Here is a 5,552-nt window from a genome sequence, read left to right as displayed (position 1 = left end):
GACGGCCGCGAGCGGGATCGCCTCGCCGGTACTGGTCGGCAGCTGCATGTTCTGCAAGGTTTCGATCGAGCCGCGTTCGGACCCACGCGAGCGCGCCACGACATTGATCAGATAGGTGGCGTCGCGCACTTGCGTGATGGTGGCGCCGCCGACCGTGCTGTTCAGCGCGCTGGCGATGTCGGAGGAGGTGATACCGAGCTGGCGTGCCTTGTCCTGCAGCACGTCGACCCTCAGCACACGCTGCGGCTCGTTCCAGTCGAAGGTCGGCGCTGCTAGCTTTGGATTGGCGGAGATGACACCGGCGAATTGCTGCGCCAGTTCGCGCACCGTCTGGATGTCGGGACCGCCGACGCGGTATTGCACGGGGCGGCCGACCGGCGGTCCGAGTTCGAGCGGCTTGACGAAGGCGTCGGTGCCGACGAACTCCTCGCGCAGCAGTTTTTCAAGCGCCGGCTTGACCCGGTTGCGGGCCGCGATGCTTTTGGTGACGATGACGGTCTGGCCGAAATAGGGGTTGGCCGGCTGCACGTCATAGGCGAGCACGAAACGCACCGCGCCCTGGCCGATATAGGACGAAAAATGGTCGATGTCGGGATTGCCGACCAGCGCCCGCTGCTCGAACCGCTCCATCTGGTCGCGCGTATCGGCGATCGAGGCATTCTGCGGCAGGTTCCAGTCGACGATCAGCTCCGGCCGGTCCGATGGCGGAAAGAACTGCTGCTGCACCAGCCCGAAGCCGGCGATCGAGCCGGCAAACAAAAGCACGGTGACGATGATCGTCAGCCAATGATGGCGCACCGAACCGACAAGCACGCGCCGGAAAAGCGAGGTGAAGCGGCCGGGCTGGTCGTGATGCTTGGTTTTCATCGTCGCCGGCAGGATGGTGACCCCGAGCAGTGGCGCAAACAGCACCGCCACGACCCATGACACCAGCAGCGAAACGGCGATGACCACGAACAGGGTGAAGGTATATTCGCCGGCGGCGCTGTTGTTGAGGCCGATCGGGATGAAGCCGGCGACCGTCACCAGCGTACCGGTCAGCATCGGAAAGGCGGTCGATGTGTAGACATAGGTCGCCGCCTTGCGCAGATTGTCGCCGACCTCCAGCCGCGCCACCATCATCTCGACCGCGATCATCGCGTCGTCGACCAGAAGCCCGAGCGAGATGATCAGCGCCCCCAGGGAAATACGCTGCAGCGAAATGCCGAGATAGGCCATGACCGTGAAGGTGATGGCCAGCACCAGCGGGATCGACAGCGCCACGACGAAGCCGGCGCGCATGCCGAGGCTGATGAACGACACGGCGAGCACGATGGCGACCGCCTCGAACAGCGCGCGCGTAAAGCCCGAGACGGCCTCCTCGACGATGACCGGCTGGTCGGCCACCAGATGCACGCCGACACCGACCGGCAGGTCGGCCAGCACCTTGTCCATCTCCTTGTGCAGCGCCTCGCCGAATTCGAGCAGGTTGGCGTTGGGTTTCATGCCGATGGCGAGCCCGATGGCGTCCTGGCCGTTGAAGCGGAACAGTGCCGTAGGCGGATCGACATAGCCGCGCGTGATCGTCGCCACGTCGCTGAGGCGGAAGAAACGGTCATCGACGCGCAGATTGATGGCGCGCAGGCTGTCCTCGGAGGTGAACTGCCCGCCGACACGCACGCTGATGCGCTCCGGCCCGGACTGGATGACGCCGGACGGCGTGATCGCGTTCTGCGCCTGCAGGCTCGCCACGATCGCTTGCTGGTTGAGGCCGAGGGCGGCGATCTGGCGGGTCGAGAATTCGAGATAGATCGCCTCGTCCTGGGCGCCGACGAGGTCGACCTTGCCGGCGTTGGGCACGGTCAGGATTTTTGTTCTGGCGTCCTCGACATAGTCGCGCAACTGGCGCGGCGTCAGCCCGTCCGATGTGAAGGCGTAGATGTTGCCATAGACGTCGCCGAAGCGGTCGTTGAAGAACGGTCCCTGCACCCCCTGCGGAAACTGCGCCGCGATGTCGTTGACCATGTTGCGCACCTGAATCCAGTTCGGCACGACGTCGCGTGCCTTGGTGGTGTCCTTCAGGTTGACGAAGATGACGGTCTGGCCGGCCGTGGTGACGGACTTGGTGTAGTCGAGGCTGTCGAGTTCCTCGAGTTTCTTCTCGATACGGTCGGTCACCTGCTGCACGGTTTCCCTGACCGAGGCGCCCGGCCAGTTGGCCTGGATGATCATCGTCTTGATGGTGAAATTGGGGTCTTCTTCACGGCCGAGATTGAGGTAGGAGAACACGCCAGCCACGACGAAGACCAGCATGAAATACCAGACCATGGAGCGGTGGTTGAGCGCCCAGTCGGAGAGATTGAAGCCTTTCATGAGGCCCCTCCCTCGGGCACTGTCACCTTCTGGCCTTCGCTCAGGCTGTGGACGCCCGCCGTGACAACACGCATGCCGGCCTCCAGCCCCTCGGCCACCGTGAAGGTGCCGCCATTCTTCGACGCGACCTTTATGTCGCGTGCGTTCACGCTGGATGTCTGCGGGTCGACGATCCACACTTTCGCGGAACCGTTCTTTTCGAACAGCGCCGACATGGGCAATTCGATCGTCGGTGCCACCTTGGTCACGCGGGTCGCCGTCACCGTCGAGCCGAGCCGGAAGGCCTGTGGCGGATCCGTGAGCGTCAGCTTGACGCGCCGCGTGCGGGTCGAGCCCTCGGATTGCGGTGCGATCTCGCGCAGCTTGGCCCCGGTCTGGATCGTCGGCAGCGACTGCAGGATCACCTGGAAGGGCGTGCCGGCCTCAAGATCACCGGTCAATTGATCGGGAATGTCGACCACCGCCTCGCGCAGGTCCGAACGCGCCACGGTGACGACGGTCTGGCCGGGCGAGACCGTCTGGCCAACTTCGGCGCCGACCGCGGTGACGACACCGTCGAAATCAGAGAACAGCCTGGCATAGCCGAGCTGTTCCTGCGATTTGGCAAGCGAAGCCTTGGCCCGCTCGACACCTGCCTCCGCGGCTTTGCGCGCCTGCTGCGCGGCATCGAAGACAGCTTGCGTGGCGTTGGCCGAGGCGAGCAACTGGCGCTGCCGTTCCTCGCTGGCGGCGGCGTTGGCGAGCTGCGCCTCGGCATTGGACAGTTCCGCCTTGGCCGCCTGGAGGCCCAACTCCAGTGCGGTCGGATCCAGTGCCGCTATCGTCGTGCCCTTGCTGACGATGTCGCCGACCTGGACGTCGCGCGAGACGACCCGGCCAAGCAGGCGGAAGGCAAGGTCGGCGCTGACCTGCGGTTCGACGGATCCGGCAAAACCGAAGATTTGCGTGGTGCGCGGCTCGATCACCATCGACAGCACCGGTCGGACGATCTCGGGCGGCTTTTCCTCCGACTTGGAGCAGGATGCCAGCGCGCCGAGCATGAGCACGCCGAGCAGGATGCGTGGCGTCCGGCTCATTGGCCCGCTCCCGATATCTCGATCGTCTGTCCAGGGCTGAGCAGCTGTCCTCCAGCGGTGACGACGCTCTGGCCCGCGTCCAGCCCCTTGGCGATCACGACCGTGCCCGAATTGAACGCCAGCACTTCGACCGGCGCCATCGTCACTGCCTTGGTCGAGGGATCGACGATCCAGACCGCCGGCTTGCCGCCGCTGGACGTCAGCGCCTGCCAAGGCAGCAGGATCGCCTTCGCCGGCTTGGCGCTTACCGTGCCGATGACGGCTGCCCCAAGCGGCATGCCGGCGGGCGTGTCGGGAATGGCGATTTTGACCCGGATTGAGCCCGAGGCCGGGTCGACCGCAGGCGAGATTTCGCGGACCTTGCCCGTCGCCCTGACCTGCGGATCGGACAACAGCGTGATCGTCACCGCAGGCGATGCCGGTGCCTTGGCGATCAGCGTCTCCTGCACGTTGAACACGGCGTCGCGATCACCGTCCTCGGCGACGGTGAAGACGGTTTGCGCGGCTTGCACCACTTGGCCGGTTTCGACTTGGCGGGCGGTGATCACGCCGGCGGCACCGGCCTTGAGCTCGGTGAAGGACAGGTTTTGCTGGGCGTTGGAGAAAGCGCTCTGCGCGGCATCGACGCTGCCTTGTGCCACCTTCAGGGCCTGGTCCGCGGCGTCATAATCGCGCCTGGTGGTAAAACCCTGGGCGAGCAGCGTCTTCTGCCGTTCGAAGGCGGCGGCGGACTGGGTCAATTGCGCCTGCGCCGCGTCGAGATCGGCCTGCGCCGAGCGCAAATCGGATTCCTGCTCCTGCGGATCGATCCGGGCGAGCACCGTGCCTTGATCGACATGCTGGCCGACATCGACAAACCGTTCGGCGACGCGACCGCCGACCCGGAACGACAGATTGTTCAGCGTACGCGCCGCGATCACCCCGGTCAGTGAGGTCCTTGGCGCATAGTCGGCCATCGCCACCGTTTCGGTGCGCACCATGATCTGCAGTTTCTTGTCCACCGCTTCCTGCTTCTGGCAGCCGATCAAAAGCAGCGCAGCCGTGCAGGCGAAAAGCGCTGGGGCGGCTGGAAAAGACAAAAGACCGGGAGCTTGGACCGATGGCTGCGAGACGGGCGAAGTCACGTTCCTGCTCATGGGCTCCCCCGGCCGCGGGCCGCCCGCTGATCGCGATGCCTCGTGGACATCCAGAGGATAGTCGATCCCCGGGAAAAGGAAACCGGTGTCGTACGTGTATCGGCAACTGGTTAAGCGCCGGATCTGCCCACCGCAGGCCCAATCGCCTGCCGGTGGTGCCGACTTGAGGAAAACGTGAAATAAGGTCAGAAGACGTCTCAACGGCATCAAACAGGACGGGCGCCGGCCCGGTGAGGGATACGATGAAGAATTCAGCCATTTCCGAACGCAAGAACCAATCGATTTCCCGCGGCGTCGGCATGACCACGCAGATCTATGCCGACCGGGCTGAAAATTCGGAAATCTGGGATGTCGAGGGACGTCGCTATATCGATTTCTCGTCGGGCATCGCCGTGGTCAACACCGGGCATCGCCATCCCAGGGTGATCGAGGCGGTCAAGGCACAGCTCGACCGCTTCACCCACACCTGCCACCAGGTGGTGCCCTATGAGAGCTATGTGCGCCTGGCCGAACGGCTGAACGGCATGCTGCCCGGCAAGTTCGAGAAGAAGACGATCTTCGTCACCACCGGGGCCGAGGCGGTAGAGAACGCCATCAAGATCGCCCGCAATGCCACCGGCCGTCAGGCGGTCATCGCCTTCGCCGGCGGCTTCCATGGCCGCACCTTCATGGGCATGGCGCTGACCGGCAAGGTCGTGCCCTACAAGGTCGGCTTCGGCGCCATGCCGGGCGACGTCTATCATGCGCCGTTCCCGGTGCCGCTGCACGGTGTCTCGGTCGCCGACTCGCTGGCCGCGCTCGACCGGCTGTTCAAGGCCGATGTCGATCCGGCCCGCGTCGCAGCCATCATCATCGAGCCGGTTCAGGGCGAAGGCGGTTTCTACGACGCGCCGCGTGACTTCCTGGTTGCGCTGCGCAAGCTTTGCGACCAGCACGGCATGCTGCTGATCGCCGACGAAGTGCAGACCGGCTTTGCCCGCACCGGCAA

At 64.8% G+C, this 5,552-nt stretch carries 4 protein-coding genes; 1 reads left to right on the top strand and 3 read right to left on the bottom strand.

Annotated features, from left to right (window positions below; all coding sequences use genetic code 11):
* From EN750_RS16460 to EN750_RS16450, 3 genes are all read right to left on the bottom strand, one after another.
* On the bottom strand, positions 1-2,352 hold a 2,352-nt coding region (locus EN750_RS16460; RefSeq protein WP_145967706.1), incomplete at its 3' end, for an efflux RND transporter permease subunit.
* Positions 2,349-3,428: an efflux RND transporter periplasmic adaptor subunit gene (locus tag EN750_RS16455; RefSeq protein ID WP_127397037.1), complete on the bottom strand. Its 1,080-nt coding sequence runs from the start codon at positions 3,426-3,428 to the stop codon at positions 2,349-2,351. The genes EN750_RS16455 and EN750_RS16460, both read right to left, overlap by 4 nt.
* The gene (locus tag EN750_RS16450; protein WP_127397036.1) at positions 3,425-4,564 is read right to left on the bottom strand and encodes an efflux RND transporter periplasmic adaptor subunit; all 1,140 of its coding nucleotides are present in this window, start codon (positions 4,562-4,564) and stop codon (positions 3,425-3,427) included. Before EN750_RS16450 ends, EN750_RS16455 begins: the two co-directional genes overlap by 4 nt.
* A 242-nt stretch (positions 4,565-4,806) precedes the next feature.
* Between EN750_RS16450 and EN750_RS16445 the strand changes: the two genes are divergently transcribed.
* On the top strand, positions 4,807-5,552 hold a 746-nt coding region (locus EN750_RS16445), incomplete at its 3' end, for an aminotransferase class III-fold pyridoxal phosphate-dependent enzyme (protein ID WP_127397035.1).

Source organism: Mesorhizobium sp. M7A.F.Ca.ET.027.03.2.1, assembly GCF_003999175.1.
Lineage (GTDB): Bacteria > Pseudomonadota > Alphaproteobacteria > Rhizobiales > Rhizobiaceae > Mesorhizobium.
The sequence above is the reverse complement of the archived record's forward strand: the minus strand, read 5'-3'. Positions and strand labels throughout refer to the sequence as shown.